We start from the raw sequence: 15495 nt of genomic DNA, 5'->3' as shown, positions 1-15495 counted from the left end.
AAGCGCAGATACTCTGCGCTTTTTTATTTAAGTATCTTCCGAATCATTCGCAGTCCGTTTTTGGAGGAAGGGTACCGGAAAGCGAAGTCGAAGCGGTTCGTTTGTTTGACGACGCTTTTTTTGTGCGTAAATGTGTTAAAGCTGTCAAACCCGTGATAGCTGCCGATGCCGCTTTCTCCGACGCCTCCGAATGGCAAATACGGTGTCGCGACGTGCATTAACGTATCATTGACACAGCCGCCGCCAAATGACAGATTCTTTAAAACAGCCCGCTCGATTTCTGGGTTTGTAGTGAAGACATACAAGGCGAGCGGCTTTGGGCGCGACTGGATTTTCTCGATGACTTCGCCGATATCGCTGTATGTAAACAGCGGAAGAATCGGCCCGAAAATCTCCTCTTGCATTACAGGAGAGTCATCTTTCACTTGATCAAGAATTGTCGGCGCTATTTTGTGGTGATCAGGATCAGATTGTCCGCCTGTGAGCGGGACGCCATCATTCAGAAAGCTGAGCAGCCGCTGATAGTGGCGCTTACTGACGATTTTGCCGTATTGCGGATTCTGTTCGGGCTGAGGGCCGTAAAATTCACTGATCGCACGCTTCATTTCTTCTGTGAGCTTCGTTTTGATGTCTTCGTGGACAAATAAATAATCCGGTGCGATGCAGGTTTGTCCCGCATTTGTGAATTTCCCGAAGACAATGCGTTTGGCAGCAAGTTGTATGTCTGCATCCTTATGGACAATGCAGGGGCTTTTGCCGCCGAGCTCCAAGGTGACGGGAACTAATTGTTTGGCGGCGGCCTCCATGACGATTTTTCCGACGGCAACGCTGCCGGTGAAGAAAATATAGTCAAAGGGCTGCTGTAATAATGCTATGCTGATGTCGGGCCCGCCTTCCGCCATAGCGACATAATCACTCGGAAAAACGCTGCTGATGAGTTTGGAAAGAACAGCGGAAACAGCCGGCGTATATTCAGCCGGCTTGAGAACGACAGTGTTCCCGGCCGCAATGGCACCAATCATTGGAGATAGCGCCAGCTGCAAGGGATAATTCCAAGGCGCAATCACCAAAACGGTTCCATACGGCTCAGGGATGATGATGCTTTTGGAGCCTAGATGGGTCAACGGTGTTTTAACCCGTTTCGGCTTGGCCCATTTTCTCAGCCGTTTCATCACAAAGCTGATTTCCTCCAACACGATTCCGATTTCTGTTGTGTATGCCTCCTGTTCGGATTTGTGGAGATCCTGATAGAGAGCGGCTGTTAAATCGGCTTCATGCATTTTGATGGCTTGTTTCAGCTTCTGCAACATGTCCAGTCTCGATTCGAGCGGTCTCGTATGCCCCGCCGCAAAATAGGCTTTGTGCTTGCTGACGATAGAGGGGATGCTGTTCATTCCGTTTCTCCTTTTTTGTAAGGTATGGTGATTTATTATGTGAAAAATCTCTTCTGCTTGTCAAATGCACAAGGTTTGTCAGAAAAAATAACAAACTCATATCTGCGTTTACGGCAGGAATTTGATAAAATGCAGGAAGACGAATTTATTTTTTGGAGGGTTCTTGATGAACATTCACATATCTGCTTTGATTCAAAAGATGGAAGAGGAGCTGAAAAAAGCAAAGACGGCTGAACGTGATGAGGAGCTGAAGCGCTACGTAGCGGTTGTCCGTTCTTTGTGTGACGTCGTGCTGGATCAGCCGGAGACCGCGAGCGCACCCCGCATACAGCCGAGCATCACGCCGAGTCCTGCCGCGCCGCCATCGACAGACCAGCTGATGATGGAAAAAATGATGGGAAGCGCGGGATTAAACAAATATCGAAAGCAGGAAAAAGAGAAGAAGGAAGAGGATGGAAACGGAGAGTCTTTATTTGATTTTTAATAAGAAAGGTTGAGCTCACGTGAAATTGGTTCTTGGCGCTCTGCAATGGACAGCGTTTATCATTGCTGCGGCGATTGTTGTTCCGGTGGCGGTTGCCCAGTCGTTTCATCTGGATCACTCCGATTCTGCGAGATTGATCCAAAGCACCTTTTTTGTACTGGGAATTGCCGCGGTCATTCAGTGTTTGAAAGGCCACAGACTGCCGATCAACGAGAGCCCCGCCGGTTTGTGGTGGGGAGTGTACACGATCTACGGCGGGCTGACGGGAACTGTATTTGCGACATATGGGGATACATTGCGCGGTTTGCAGGGAGCTCTTCTTGTAAGCGCTGTATGTTTCTTTTTGTTAAGTGTCTTCAAGGTCATTGACCGGCTTGCCGTCTTGTTTACCCCGGTTGTGACTGGCGTCTATTTATTGCTGCTTGTAATGCAGCTGAGTCAGCCGATTATAAAAGGAATTCTCGGAATCGGCTATCGAAAAGACAGTGTGGACGGTCTTGTATTTGTCCTGGCGCTTGTTGTTGTCGCCGCCGCCTTTATGATGACAAATTCGAACATTATGTTTTTGAAGCAATATTCTATTTTATTGGCCCTGTTCGGCGGGTGGGTGCTGTTTGCGGCTGCCGGAGCGGCAAAGCCGATTGAAATGCCGGATCGGCTGTTTCAGCTGCCTTCCCTGTTTCCTTTTGGGACCCCGTTATTTAACAGCGGCCTGATCATCACCTCAATTTTTATTACCATCTTGCTGATTGTGAATATGCTGGCGAGCATGAAGGTTGTGGACATCGCTGTGAAAAAATTCGGCAAAAAGCCGGATGAACAGCATCACGAACGCCAAGCCGGTTTTGCCGCCTCATTCAGCCATCTGCTGAGCGGTTTGACGGGAGCCATTGCCCCGGTTCCGATTTCGGGAGCCGCGGGTTTTATTGAGACGACCAAAATGCCTTCTAAAAAACCGTTTATGATCGGCAGCATTCTGGTTGTCGCGATCAGTGTGATCCCGTTTTTTATGAATGCGTTTGCGAGCCTGCCGTCACCTGTTGGGTTTGCGGTGAACTTTGTTGTGTTCTCCGCAATGGGCGGCTTGGCCTTTGCAGAATTTGATTCATATGAGAAAGCAGAACTGAAAAGGGTGCGGTCTGTGATCGGCATCTCGCTGCTGACAGGGGTCGGTATCATGTTTGTGCCTGAAACTGCATTAAAGGGTTTGCATCCGGTATTTATTTCTCTATTAAGCAACGGGCTTGTATTAGGAACGCTTGCTGCAATAGCGGCAGACCAGTTTCAGCTTTGGCGCAGGAGAAAATCCGACAATCTCGTGTCATCGGAGAACAAACATTGAATTTTGGTACAGGTGCGTTAAGATAAATGATATGAGTTTAACGAAAAGGCGGGAGAGATAGATGAAAGTTTTTATCATATTAGGGGCCATTAACGCCCTGCTTGCCGTGGGACTCGGGGCATTTGGCGCTCACGGATTAGAAGGGAAAATTCCTGATAAATATCTTCAGGTTTGGCACACAGGTGTGCAGTATCATATGTATCACGCTCTTGGACTTTTCGTTGTCGCGTTTCTGGCCGATAAATTATCCGGCATCGGCAGTGTCACGACAGCGGGCTGGCTGATGTTTGCGGGAATTGTACTGTTTTCCGGAAGCTTATATATTCTCAGTGTAACGCAAATCTCCATCCTCGGGGCCATTACCCCGCTCGGCGGTGTGGCATTTATTATTTCTTGGATTATGATCGTTGTCGCAGCCGTCAAATATCTATAAACAAAAAAGCCAATCCTCATCAAATGAGCGATTGGCTTTTTCTTTATCTTGGCGAATAGGACGCCATGGAATATGGATACGTATACGCAATCTCTTCATCAAATGTAATGTAATCGAGGTAGATTGTCAGGAGCAGGTAGCGTGTTCCTGATTTCGGATCGCTGAGGATAATGTGATCCCGGCCCGCAGCCTCGATGACGCCGCGAAAGATCTTCGAGCCCCATTCCTTGCTGTTTTCAAAAGTCATATAGATGGTCGCCGTTTTTCCCCTGTTCAGGCGCAAAATGTTCTCAATGTATGATTCCTCAACAGGCAGCATACCGGGAACGCTTTGGCCCGGCGCTGACGGTGTCGGCCCCGATGGAATTTGAAACCCGCCGCCCTGCTGCTGGCCGGGGAATCCGAAGCCTTGCTGTCCCTGCTGCATCGGCATCGTTTGCTGCATCCCCATCGTCTGCATTTGTGGGCCTTGACCTTGCTGCGGGTACGGATTGGCGCCGTACTGAGGCTGATAAACCTGCATATTATCATATGCCTGCATTTGCTGATATTGATTTTTTTTCGGTTTCATATCGTTCCTCCTTTTTATGAAAACCCTTCAGGACATGTTCCGGATGTATAGATGAACGCTCCGCGATGACTCACCTCCGATGGAAACGATCTTAGTCGCTGGTGCAATTTTTATCTCTTTCACCTTATGAGGCTGATGCTTGGAATATGCGGAAAAAGAACAGTGGACGGCACAGATTTTGACCTGGGCAGCCGCTGTTTTTTATAGACATACACAAACTTTTCGCATATTGGTTTGTATTCCTAGCGCAACTTGCGAATAAGCAACATAAGATAACGTTAGTTTCAGGTGTGAAGTTTCAAGAAGGAGGTGTAGGATTTGCCGAAAGTGTCAGTCATTATGACAAGCTATAACAAAAGCGATTATGTGGCAAAGTCCATTTCTAGCATACTCTCACAAACCTTTTCAGATTTTGAATTGTTTATTATGGATGACAACTCCAATGAAGAGACGCTGAATGTAATTCGTCCTTTTTTGAATGATAACCGAGTGCGTTTTTATCAAAGTGATGTATCTGGAGTGAAGGAAAGAACGGAAAAAACGAGATACGCGGCGCTGATCAATCAGGCGATTGAGATGGCGGAGGGTGAATATATCACCTATGCGACGGATGACAACATCTATATGCCGGACCGCCTCCTGAAAATGGCGCGGGAGCTCGATGCTCATCCTGAGAAGGCTGTGATTTACTCAGCCTCCAAAACCTATCATTTAAACGAGCATAGCGACATTGTAAAAGAAACTATCAGGCCTGCCGCTCAAGTGACGTGGAACGCGCCGTGCGCCATCGACCATTGCTCGGTGATGCACAGATATTCGGTGCTTGAGAAGGTGAAGGAGAGGTTTGGCTCCTATTGGGATGAAAGCCCGGCGTTTTACCGGATCGGTGATGCCCGCTTCTTTTGGAGAGTCAATCATTTTTATCCATTTTACCCGCTGGCCGAGGAGCTGGATCTAAATTATATTACCGACCAATCGATTCACTTTCAGCTGTTTGAATCAGAAAAAAATGAATTCGTCCGGAACCTTCCTCCGCAGCGCAATTGCCGCGAACTGCGTGAATCATTAAAAAAGCTTGGAATGGGGTGAGAGTTTGTCGGCCTATTTAAGCAATTATTGGGTGCTGTACAGGAAGTATGTGGAGCTTTTTGACGGACTTCGCTACAAGGGGATTCCTCTTGGGCTTATCAGTAATTTTTATCAATACATCAGCCCTGAGCTGCGAGTGATGATGGAAGAAGAACCGGAGTTATTCGGATCGGTGGATCAGTATGTCGATGAAGGACAAATTCAGCCGTTTTTTAATGAAAAAATACAAAGTATGGTCAAAACAAATGATGAACCTGCTAAGGGGAAAGTCATTTTGCACTTTGATTACCTGCGTTTTTCAAACGAAAATTACTATCAATTTGATCCTGAAAAAACAGCTGTTTTGGCCAGATGGAGTTTGCCGCATTATTGTGATCTGCCTGTCATTAGCAAGCGTGAACTTGCGGAATCATGCCAAAAAGGCGATTCGAAGCCGTATCTCGAAACAGCCGTTTCGATTCTCGCCGCTTTTGATGACCACCCGGCATTCGGTGATCAAGCATTTCGCAACAGGCTTTTCAAAGATATTCCTTTATTTATGGAGGCCATTGATGTGGTTGATGCGCTGTTTGAGCAGGAGAAGATTTCGGCCGTTGTCGTCGGAACGGCAGAAGACATTTACAGCAGGGTGCTCGCGCTCATGTGTGAAAGGAGAGGGGTCGTCAGCATTTGTCTTCAGCATGGCGCGTTGATGGGAGATGAAGCCTTCATTCCTGTTTTTACAACCTATCAAGCCGTTTTTGGTGCATATGAAGCGGAGTGGTATATACGAAAAGGCTGTAAACCCGAGCAGATTCTCATAACGGGACATCCCCGCTTCGATCAGATTTTTAACAGAACCCCTATGGACATGTCCACATTCTATCGAAAACTCGCTTTTCATCCGTCTAAAAAAATCGTGCTCATTGCGACCCAGCCCTTTTCAGATGATTTTTATTCCGGTGTGCTAGAAGGGCTTTCTGATCAGAAACAGTTGCAAATTATCATCAAACCCCATCCTTGGGAAATCGGAAAAAACAAGCTTGATCTGTATTACGCCGCGGCGAAAAAACATAAAGCATGCAGAGTCATCAAAAAGGAGCTTGATCTGTATGATTTGCTTCCGTATACTAACGCGGCAGTGACGCAAACCTCAACAGTCGGACTTGAAGCCATGCTGTTTCAAAAGCCTGTGCTGATCGGGAAATCATCCGGAAACCGCACGTATCCGTACTATGAATCTCTTGGCGATTTTATGTTTGATCAGCCGGATGACCTGGCGCGCACCTTGATTGAAGTTCTTCGTAGTCCCGCCGTGCACGAAAAAGCAGAAGAGGCGCGTCTGGCGTTCACAGCAGCCAATTATCCGGTGGCAGAATCAACAAACGCTCTATTTGCAGAACTGAAAGCCAAAACAGGGATTGATTACAGGCGGGAGGATATTGAATAAAGTGATAGGAGCGCAAGACATCAGTAAGGAAGAAATTCAGGAGGTCACAGAAACGCTGGAATCGGGATGGCTCTTCAAAGCCTCGAAGGTTCAGCAATTTGAAAAAAAGTTTGCCGCCTGGCATTTATATGTTTTGCAAGCTGATGAAAAACAGGCCGGTATCACGCGCAGCGTTCATTTTATCCCAGTACACATTCATCCGTATGATCAAAAGCGATTCGGGTTTAAGGAAGCGGACCTCCCGTTCTCCATGAATGACTATAAACGAACCCTGTCACTCCCGCTCTATCCATCAATGTCGGACGAAGATGTACAGGATGTCATTGAAGCTGTGCGGGATATCGAAAAGGGGCTGGTTAAGTGTATACGGTAAAAGAAAATGTCTCCAAAGAGGCGATTGAGGAATTTATCCAAAGAAGGCAGCTTACACTGGACGTTCCGTATCAATTTTCCCTCGGCCTTTTTGAAAACAGCAGGCTCCAAGGCATCTTGCTTTACGAAGATTCTCTGTGGGAAAGCCGGATGCTTCAGAAAAAAGTCATGAACGTCAAATTTCTTGCGGCAAATAGCGCCGGGCAGTTGAAGAGGCTGTTTCAGGCCTTTTATTCTGTACGGCAAATGGATGAAACTGATTTTATCTCTGTCCGTGTTTCGGCTGAAGATATCGGTGCCGCGCATGTGATACAGCAGCAGCCATCCTCTTACTTTGTCGGCAGTTTGCTTAAGCTGGCAAAGCCCCCGTCTTTTTATGACAAAACACCGCCTTTTTTTGAACTGGGCACGCCTGAGCCTGGAGACACAGAAGCGATATGTGAGCTGGCCCGAGACTCGTTTACAAAAAGCAGATATTTTCAAGATCCTCATCTCAGCCGCGAAGCAGCAAACAAGATCTTTCAGGAGTGGACACGAAACAATCTCAATGGAAGGGCGGCTGTCAATATTGTCGCTAAGCACAATGGCGAGGTCATCGGCTATCTTCAAGGCCTATCCAGAGGCGATGAATCCATTCTCGATTTGATGGCTGTGAAGCCGGGATTTGAAGGAAAACGTATCGCGTTTCATTTATTGGCGAATTTCATAGAACAACCTGAGACCCAGGAGCATAAAACGGTAACAGCGGAGACGCAGCTTCACAATGTAAGGGCGATCCGCCTTTATGAAAGAATGGGCTTCATCGCTGAACAATCGTATTACAATTATCATATTTGGCCGGGCAAGGAAGCGAAATAATGGCAGAGTTTCAGATTGAAACTACGGGAAAAAACGCTCCTGTATTTATAATTGCCGAGGCTGGAATGCCAGGCTTTTTCGCTGATTGATGCAGCGGACGAATTTATTCTCCGGGAAATAAAAAGCAAGAAACTTGATCTGCTTTTGTTTGATATATTCGGCGCGCCTGCTGAGCTGTAAAGGAAAATAAAGGCGGAAACAGATGCGAAAATTGTCCTCTTTGTATAAGTGATTCATCAACGGAGTTTACGGCGATATCAGAAGCAGGAAACACCCGCATCTATGAAGGATAGGATTATCTTATTCTTCACCCGCCTTCCAGGCTGCAAGAAATTTTTAAAGTCTGGTGCAGCCGATCAAGTCCTCAAGCGGGTATCAGCTATTCTTCAAGATTTGCATGATCAAAAGGTATAAAAATGCATGTAAGGAAGTGTTAATGTGAAAGGTGTTATTTTAGCCGGAGGAAACGGCTCACGCCTTATGCCCTTAACCAAAGCCGTCAACAAGCATTTGCTTCCTGTAGGCCCGTATCCGATGATTTACTGGTCGATTATGAAGCTGGAGGAAGCCGGAATAAAAGACATTTTACTCATCAGCCAAAAAGAGCATATGCCGCAATTTTATAAACTGCTTGGGAACGGGGAAGAGCTTGGCGTCACAATCACTTATCAGGTTCAGCCAGCCGCATCGGGCATTTCGGATGGGCTGTCTTATGCAAAACGCTTTACGAAAAAAGAGCCTTTTATTTTATTATTAGGTGATAATATATTCGAAGATTCATTAAAGCCTTTTACGGAGCGCTTTGAACAGCAGAGAAAAGGAGCAAAGGTGCTGCTGAAAGAAGTTGATGATCCGGAACGCTTCGGGATTGCTGAGATTGATGAGAAAAACAAGCGGATTCGTTCCATTATCGAGAAGCCCGCACACCCGCCGACCAACCTTTGTGTGACTGGCATTTATATGTATGATGCGGAGGTTTTTTCGTATATTGAACAAATATCACCGTCAAAGCGCGGCGAGCTGGAAATCACCGATGTGAATAATCTATACATCGAAAACAGCCAGCTTACGTATGATGTGTTATCAGGCTGGTGGGTCGATGCCGGAACTCACGAATCGCTACATCTCGCCTCCCAGCTTGTACACAAGGCTTTACAGAAAGGACAGGACGAAAAGTGATGGCAAAATCATATTTAATTACGGGCGGGGCCGGCTTCATCGGCCTCACGTTTACAAAGCTCATGCTGAAGGAAACGGAGGCGCGCATTACCGTTTTAGATAAACTGACGTACGCCAGCCACCCGGACGAAATGGAAACATTAAAGGAAAACAGCCGATTTCGCTTTATAAAAGGGGATATCAGCGTTCAGGAGGATATCGACCGGGCGTTTGATGAGACCTATGACGGCGTGATTCACTTCGCTGCGGAATCGCATGTGGACAGAAGCATTTCCCAGGCAGAGCCGTTTATCACCACTAATGTCATGGGGACATATCGCTTGGCGGAAGCGGTCCTGCGGGGAAAAGCCAAGAAGCTGATTCATATTTCAACAGATGAGGTGTACGGGGATTTAGAAGCAGATGATCCCGCGTTTACTGAAACGACGCCGCTTTCTCCTAATAACCCTTATTCAGCCAGCAAGGCAAGCTCTGATTTGCTCGTGTTATCGTATGTGAAAACCCACAAGCTTCCGGCCATTATTACACGATGCAGCAACAATTACGGCCCCTATCAGCACAGCGAAAAAATGATCCCGACGATTATCCGCCACGCGAAGCAAGGGCACCCGGTTCCGCTGTATGGCGATGGGCTTCAGATCCGAGACTGGCTGTTTGCGGAGGATCATTGCCGTGCCATCAAGCTGATCTTAGAAAAAGGAACTGACGGCGAGGTGTATAACATCGGCGGCGGAAATGAACGCACGAATAAAGAGCTGGCGAGCATCATCATGAAGCAACTGGGCTGTGAGGAATTGTTCGCCCACGTGGAAGACCGAAAAGGTCATGACCGGCGCTATGCGATCAATGCATCAAAGCTGAAAAACGAACTGGGCTGGCAGCAGGAAGTGCCATTTGAAGAAGGCATTGCGCGTACGATTCGCTGGTATACAGACAATGACCGATGAGAAGGTGATCCGATTGACAAAGGTATTGGTGACTGGTGCGGGAGGACAGCTTGGCCTGGAACTGTGCCGCCAGCTGAAGCAAGCGGGATATGAGGTCATTGCGTTAACAAAGAAGATGATGAACATTGCCGACCAGCGCTCAGTGCGGCATTCGTTTGGCCATTATCAGCCGGATATTGTGGTCAATACAGCCGCGTTTACGTCGGTTGATAAATGCGAGACAGAACTTGATAAAGCGTATTTAATTAACGGGATCGGCGCTTATTATACAGCGCTTGAGGCAACCCGCATCGGTGCTCAATATGTTCATATCAGCACGGACTATGTTTTTGACGGGAAAGGAACCCAGCCTTACAGGGAAGACGATCCCCTCGATCCGAACACCATCTACGGCAAAAGCAAAAAGCTCGGAGAAGAACTGATTCGATTAGCGACAAAAGACAGCACGATCATCAGAACGTCGTGGGTGTACGGACATGGCGGCAGCAATTTCGTTCATACCATGCTGAAGCTTGCTGAAACGAAACAAGAGCTAAGGGTTGTAAGCGATCAAATTGGTTCGCCGACCTATACGAAGGATTTAGCAGAAGCGGTCATCAAGCTGTTCAGCCATCCGCCGGGCATCTATCATGTCAGCAATTCAGGAATATGCAGCTGGTATGAATTCGCGAAGGCCATTATGGAAGAAAGCGGACTGGCCACAGTCATTTTGCCTGTCACGACAGAAGAATACGGGAACAAAACGCCCCGTCCGGCTTACTCTGTGCTGAGCCATCAGGCCATTGAAGAAGCCGGCATTCGCCCTCGGCATTGGCGGGAAGCGTTACGGGAGTATTTACAGGAAAGGAGCAGTGCGCGTGATTGATGGAGTCAAGGTGAAAAAATTGACGAAGCATAGTGATGACAGAGGCTTTTTTGCCGAGCTGGTTCGGGATGATGAGAACCTTCTTGAGCATTTTGGTCAGGCCTCTTGGTCGAAAAGCTATCCGGGTGTGATTAAAGCATTTCATTATCACGAGAAACAGGATGATCTCTGGTTCTTCCCAACCGGCCACGCTCAGGTTGTCCTTTACGATCTTCGAGAGGATTCAAAGACAAAAGGAGAAACTGACGTCTATTATATGGGTGAAGACAACCCGATGCTGTTATTGATCCCAAAAGGGGTGGCCCACGGGTACAGAGTGCTGGGAGAGACGCCGCTGACGATTATCTACTTCACCACCATGTCGTATAACCCGGATCAGCCTGATGAAAAAAGAATTCCATGGAATGATGAAACGATCGGTTTTAACTGGAATACCGAAAATAGATAAAAATAGGAACGTGATCAATCGGAGAGCGGAGGCATCTTCGACTTTTTTTGTCCTTTTTTCAAAATGGGCTAAAAGATAGGAAACAACAGGATGATGTTACTAGAAAAAGAGAGAAAATCATCCATTTGAACCTTGTGTAAACAGGATGATATTCTCAAATGATTCCAAGTGTTAATATTCCTAAAAAAGCATTTACTTCCATGGAAAATGATGATAGATTAATTTTTAAGAAAAAGAATTGGTAATTCGCGAATTACGAAAAAACGCTTTTTCTGCAGAGGACGCTCTGGCCAATCCCAACAGTGATTTGAGGAGGAAATGTCATGTTAAAAAGAACTTCATTCGTATCTTCATTATTGATCAGTTCAGCTGTCTTACTATCAATCTTGCTTCCTTCAGGCCAAGCTCATGCGCAGTCCGCAACAATTGAGGTAAAAACGATCAACAGCACAAAAGAGTGGACCACTTCTGATATTGAAGTGACATATAAACCAAATGCGGTGCTTTCTCTTGGCGCGGTAGAATTTCAATTTCCTGACGGGTTCCATGCTACAACAAGAGATTCAGTGAATGGAAGAACGCTGAAAGAAACACAGATCTTAAACGATGGAAAAACTGTCAGACTCCCGCTTACGCTTGATTTGTTAGGGGCATCCGAATTTGATCTTGTCATGGTGCGCAAAACCCTTCCGCGCGCAGGCACTTACACGATTAAAGGCGATGTTGTAAACGGTTTGGGAATCGGCAGTTTTTATGCCGAAACGCAGCTGGTGATTGACCCTCGTTAATGAATAGATTTAATCAGAGACTGAGATGTTTTCAGTCTCTTTTTTTGTTGATTAAAAAAACTGGTACGGATCTTGCATGATCATAAGGGTGAATCCACTGAAGAAGGGAATTGGCCGGTTGATTTTTTAAAGCGCTTACATTTTCAAGCGGCCAAAAAAACAATGAGGTGAAAAAGATGTCAGCAAAGCAAGTCGCGAAAGATGAGGAAAAAGAAGCTCTAAATTTATTTTTGTCTACCCAAACGATCATTAAGGAAGCCCTTCGAAAGCTGGGCTATCCGGGCGATATGTATGAACTCATGAAAGAGCCGCAGAGAATGCTCACCGTCCGCATTCCGGTCAAAATGGATAACGGCAGCGTCAAGGTGTTCACAGGGTACCGGTCGCAGCACAATGATGCGGTTGGTCCGACAAAGGGAGGCGTGCGCTTCCATCCTGAAGTCAATGAAGAGGAAGTAAAGGCATTATCCATTTGGATGACGCTCAAGTGCGGGATTGCCAATCTTCCTTACGGCGGCGGAAAGGGCGGTATTATTTGTGATCCGCGGACAATGTCATTCGGAGAACTGGAAAGGCTGAGCAGGGGATATGTCCGTGCCATCAGCCAGATCGTCGGTCCGACAAAGGATATTCCGGCTCCCGATGTGTACACCAACTCGCAAATTATGGCATGGATGATGGATGAGTACAGCCGGCTGCGGGAATTTGATTCTCCGGGCTTTATCACAGGGAAACCGCTCGTTTTAGGCGGATCGCAAGGCCGGGAAACCGCAACGGCACAGGGCGTCACGATTTGTATTGAAGAGGCGGTTAAGAAAAAAGGGATCAAGCTGCAAAACGCGCGCATCATCATACAGGGCTTTGGAAACGCTGGCAGCTTTCTGGCCAAATTCATGCATGATGCCGGCGCGAAGGTGATCGGGATCTCGGATGCCCATGGCGGGCTCTACAACCCGGACGGCCTTGATATCCCTTATTTGCTCGATAAGCGGGACAGCTTCGGCATGGTCACCAACTTATTTACAGACGTCATCACAAATGAGGAGCTGCTTGAAAAGGATTGCGATATTTTAGTGCCGGCCGCGATCGCCAATCAAATCACAGCCAAAAACGCACATAACATTCAGGCGTCAATCGTCGTCGAAGCGGCGAATGGCCCGACAACCATTGATGCCACTAAGATCCTGAATGAAAGAGGCGTGCTCCTCGTGCCTGATATTCTGGCGAGTGCCGGCGGCGTCACGGTTTCTTATTTTGAATGGGTGCAAAACAACCAAGGATATTATTGGCCAGAAGAAGAGGTCGCAGAAAAACTGAGAAACGTCATGGTCAATTCGTTCGAGACGATTTATCAGACAGCGGCAACACATAAAGTGGATATGCGCTTGGCGGCTTACATGACGGGCATCAGAAAATCGGCAGAAGCATCGCGATTCCGCGGGTGGGTATAAATTCGGAAGGGGAGATATCCCCTTCTGTCGCAAAAAATTTTGCATTTATTCTTTGCGGGAAAAGCGAAAATCGCAAAAAAATTTTGCGTTTCAGGATTGGAAATAGAGAAAGGTGTTCTCCTGTTAGACAAATTTCTGTACAATTCAACAAGTTTTTTTAGAAAGAGACAAAATATTGGCATGATTCTTGCATTTTTATTCATGCGAAGACATATTTCATGACATGAGGGGGACTACATATGACAGTTTCATACGCGCACGAACCATTTACTGATTTTACGGAAGCAAAGAATAAAACAGCATTTCAGGAGTCATTGGCATTTGTAAACACTCAGCTCGGCAAGCATTATCCGCTTGTGATAAATGGAGAAAAAATTGAAACGGACCGCAAAATTGTTTCCATAAACCCGGCAAATAAAGAAGAGGTCATTGGGTACGCATCAACAGCGGATCAAGAGCTTGCTGAAAAAGCAATGCAAGCCGCACTGCAGGCATTTGAATCATGGAAAAAACAAAGACCGGAGCACCGCGCGAATATCCTCTTTAAAGCAGCGGCTATTTTACGCAGAAGAAAGCATGAATTTTCAAGCTATCTTGTGAAGGAAGCGGGAAAACCGTGGAAGGAAGCCGATGCGGACACGGCCGAAGCGATAGACTTTTTGGAGTTCTATGCGCGCCAAATGTTAAACCTCAAGGAAGGGGCTCCGGTGAAGAGCCGGGCAGGCGAGTTCAATCAATACCATTACGAAGCGCTTGGCGTCGGCATTGTCATTTCTCCATTTAATTTCCCGCTTGCGATTATGGCAGGAACAGCGGCGGCAGCAATTGTGACAGGAAATACGATTCTCTTAAAACCGGCTGACGCAGCGCCCGTAGTAGCTGCAAAATTCGTCGAGGTCATGGAGGAAGCGGGCTTGCCAAACGGCGTTCTGAATTACATTCCGGGAGATGGAGCGGAAATTGGTGATTTCTTAGTGGAGCATCCGAAAACACGGTTTGTCTCATTTACAGGTTCCCGTGCAGTCGGCTGCCGGATTTATGAGCGTGCCGCCAAGGTGCAGCCGGGCCAAAAATGGCTGAAACGGGTCATTGCTGAAATGGGCGGAAAAGACACGGTGCTTGTCGACAAGGACGCTGATCTTGACCTTGCTGCATCCTCTATCGTGTATTCAGCGTTTGGATATTCAGGACAGAAGTGTTCAGCAGGCTCCCGCGCAGTCATCCATCAGGATGTCTATGATGAAGTGGTGGAAAAAGCTGTGGCGCTGACCAAAACGCTGGCTCTCGGCAATCCGGAAGATCCTGATACGTATATGGGACCCGTGATCCATGAAGCGTCCTACAACAAAGTCATGAAATACATTGAAATCGGCAAATCTGAAGGCAAGCTGTTGGCCGGAGGCGAAGGCGATGATTCAAAAGGCTACTTTATTCAGCCGACGATCTTTGCAGATGTTGATGAAAACGCGCGCCTGATGCAGGAAGAAATTTTCGGCCCAGTTGTTGCGATCTGCAAAGCGCGTGATTTCGATCATATGCTGGAGATTGCAAATAACACGGAATACGGATTAACAGGCGCTCTGCTGACGAAAAATCGTGCGCACATTGAACGGGCGCGTGAGGATTTCCATGTCGGAAACCTATACTTCAACAGAGGCTGTACCGGAGCGATTGTCGGCTATCAGCCGTTCGGCGGTTTTAATATGTCCGGAACAGACTCAAAAGCAGGCGGCCCGGATTATTTAATTCTTCATATGCAAGCCAAAACAACGTCCGAAGCTTTTTGATTTGAGAGAAATAAAATCGTGCGATTCTTTAGCGGATCGCACGATTTCAACTTTTTGA

The 15495-nt window shown here is 47.0% G+C and carries 15 protein-coding genes and 3 pseudogenes; 16 read left to right on the top strand and 2 right to left on the bottom strand.

The window, feature by feature from the left end:
• Nucleotides 1–23 precede the first annotated feature (23 nt).
• Nucleotides 24–1394, bottom strand: coding sequence for an aldehyde dehydrogenase (locus tag BSI_RS18335; protein WP_003235996.1), 1371 nt, complete (start codon nt 1392–1394; stop codon nt 24–26).
• A gap of 166 nt (nt 1395–1560) precedes the next feature.
• Here BSI_RS18335 and BSI_RS18340 point away from each other — a divergent pair, with 166 nt between their 5' ends.
• The 3 genes from BSI_RS18340 (at nt 1561) to BSI_RS18350 (ending at nt 3653) form a co-directional block, all read left to right on the top strand.
• Nucleotides 1561–1878 carry a YwdI family protein gene (locus BSI_RS18340; protein WP_003235994.1) on the top strand — a complete coding sequence of 106 codons (318 nt, stop codon included), beginning with the start codon at nt 1561–1563 and terminating at the stop codon, nt 1876–1878.
• Between the two features lie 19 nt (nt 1879–1897).
• Nucleotides 1898–3220 (top strand): purine/pyrimidine permease, encoded by a 1323-nt coding sequence (locus tag BSI_RS18345; protein WP_003235992.1) that lies wholly within the window; start codon nt 1898–1900, stop codon nt 3218–3220.
• Nucleotides 3221–3281: 61 nt separating this feature from the next.
• Nucleotides 3282–3653: a DUF423 domain-containing protein gene (locus tag BSI_RS18350; RefSeq protein ID WP_003227446.1), complete on the top strand. Its 372-nt coding sequence runs from the start codon at nt 3282–3284 to the stop codon at nt 3651–3653.
• A gap of 43 nt (nt 3654–3696) precedes the next feature.
• Here BSI_RS18350 and gerQ read toward each other — a convergent pair whose 3' ends face one another.
• Nucleotides 3697–4224: a spore coat protein GerQ gene (gene gerQ, locus BSI_RS18355; protein WP_003235990.1), complete on the bottom strand. Its 528-nt coding sequence runs from the start codon at nt 4222–4224 to the stop codon at nt 3697–3699.
• 318 nt (nt 4225–4542) lie between these two features.
• Here gerQ and spsA point away from each other — a divergent pair, with 318 nt between their 5' ends.
• The 13 genes and pseudogenes from spsA (at nt 4543) to pruA (ending at nt 15437) form a co-directional block, all read left to right on the top strand.
• Nucleotides 4543–5313, top strand: coding sequence for a spore coat dTDP-glycosyltransferase SpsA (gene spsA / locus BSI_RS18360; protein ID WP_003235985.1), 771 nt, complete (start codon nt 4543–4545; stop codon nt 5311–5313).
• 4 nt (nt 5314–5317) lie between these two features.
• Nucleotides 5318–6742, top strand: a complete 1425-nt coding sequence (locus tag BSI_RS18365) for a CDP-glycerol glycerophosphotransferase family protein (protein ID WP_032731699.1) — start codon at nt 5318–5320, stop codon at nt 6740–6742.
• Between the two features lies 1 nt (nt 6743).
• Nucleotides 6744–6854 (top strand): annotated as a pseudogene (locus BSI_RS22910) (DegT/DnrJ/EryC1/StrS family aminotransferase); the annotation flags it as partial.
• A 3-nt stretch (nt 6855–6857) separates the two neighbouring features.
• Nucleotides 6858–7115: pseudogene (locus BSI_RS18370) on the top strand (DegT/DnrJ/EryC1/StrS family aminotransferase); the annotation flags it as partial.
• Nucleotides 7103–7972 (top strand): GNAT family N-acetyltransferase, encoded by an 870-nt coding sequence (locus BSI_RS18375; protein ID WP_003235979.1) that lies wholly within the window; start codon nt 7103–7105, stop codon nt 7970–7972. The pseudogene BSI_RS18370 and the gene BSI_RS18375, both read left to right, overlap by 13 nt.
• Nucleotides 7972–8262 (top strand): annotated as a pseudogene (locus BSI_RS21930) (hypothetical protein); the annotation flags it as partial. The gene BSI_RS18375 and the pseudogene BSI_RS21930, both read left to right, overlap by 1 nt.
• Before the next feature lie 148 nt (nt 8263–8410).
• Nucleotides 8411–9151: a sugar phosphate nucleotidyltransferase gene (locus BSI_RS18380; protein ID WP_003235973.1), complete on the top strand. Its 741-nt coding sequence runs from the start codon at nt 8411–8413 to the stop codon at nt 9149–9151.
• Nucleotides 9151–10098, top strand: a complete 948-nt coding sequence (rfbB, locus tag BSI_RS18385) for a dTDP-glucose 4,6-dehydratase (RefSeq protein WP_003235971.1) — start codon at nt 9151–9153, stop codon at nt 10096–10098. The genes BSI_RS18380 and rfbB overlap by 1 nt, the downstream gene beginning before the upstream one ends.
• A gap of 13 nt (nt 10099–10111) precedes the next feature.
• Complete coding sequence (rfbD, locus tag BSI_RS18390) at nt 10112–10963, top strand: dTDP-4-dehydrorhamnose reductase (RefSeq protein WP_003235968.1); 852 nt, start codon at nt 10112–10114, stop codon at nt 10961–10963.
• Nucleotides 10956–11411 (top strand): dTDP-4-dehydrorhamnose 3,5-epimerase family protein, encoded by a 456-nt coding sequence (locus tag BSI_RS18395; RefSeq protein WP_003235966.1) that lies wholly within the window; start codon nt 10956–10958, stop codon nt 11409–11411. Before rfbD ends, BSI_RS18395 begins: the two co-directional genes overlap by 8 nt.
• A 323-nt stretch (nt 11412–11734) precedes the next feature.
• Nucleotides 11735–12199 (top strand): biofilm surface layer hydrophobin BslB, encoded by a 465-nt coding sequence (gene bslB / locus BSI_RS18400; RefSeq protein ID WP_003235964.1) that lies wholly within the window; start codon nt 11735–11737, stop codon nt 12197–12199.
• A 176-nt stretch (nt 12200–12375) separates the two neighbouring features.
• Nucleotides 12376–13650 carry a glutamate dehydrogenase gene (gene rocG, locus BSI_RS18405; RefSeq protein WP_003235960.1) on the top strand — a complete coding sequence of 425 codons (1275 nt, stop codon included), beginning with the start codon at nt 12376–12378 and terminating at the stop codon, nt 13648–13650.
• A gap of 239 nt (nt 13651–13889) precedes the next feature.
• The gene (gene pruA, locus BSI_RS18415; RefSeq protein ID WP_003235956.1) at nt 13890–15437 is read left to right on the top strand and encodes an L-glutamate gamma-semialdehyde dehydrogenase; all 1548 of its coding nucleotides are present in this window, start codon (nt 13890–13892) and stop codon (nt 15435–15437) included.
• Nucleotides 15438–15495 lie beyond the last annotated feature (58 nt).

The organism is Bacillus inaquosorum KCTC 13429 (assembly GCF_000332645.1).
GTDB lineage: Bacteria > Bacillota > Bacilli > Bacillales > Bacillaceae > Bacillus > Bacillus inaquosorum.
The sequence above is the reverse complement of the archived record's forward strand: the minus strand, read 5'-3'. Positions and strand labels throughout refer to the sequence as shown.